This window comes from Gelidibacter salicanalis, from assembly GCF_016469035.1.
GTDB lineage: Bacteria > Bacteroidota > Bacteroidia > Flavobacteriales > Flavobacteriaceae > Gelidibacter > Gelidibacter salicanalis_A.
This window is the reverse complement of the sequence record NZ_JAEHJZ010000638.1, coordinates 1-270: the sequence shown is the minus strand read 5'-3', so window position 1 is coordinate 270 and position 270 is coordinate 1. Positions and strand designations below refer to the sequence as shown.

General features: G+C 35.9%; 1 protein-coding gene. It reads left to right on the top strand.

Translation table 11 applies throughout. The features are described 5' to 3' along the window. A partial coding sequence (locus tag JEM65_RS22780; RefSeq protein WP_233530839.1) for a hypothetical protein occupies positions 1–270 on the top strand: 270 nt, incomplete at both ends.

The window sequence follows — 270 nt, the reverse complement described above, 5'->3', positions numbered from 1 at the left end:
ATGTATCTAATTCCCAAATTACAAATGCCTTCAACGGAGGAATAAACTTGGGATGGGACAATAGAGCAACTGTCGTAAGAAACAATACATTCCGTCAAATCTTCTCAAAGCCAGGAATGGGTCAAAACTCGGATAGCCAAGGGAACGGAATTTTTATGAGCGAAAACAGCTCGGATGTTATAGTTGAATTTAATGAGTTTTTGGAGTGTGGTTCTAATGCAATTTACTTTAACGGAAATAATATCAACGTCAAAAATAACTTCATTGATA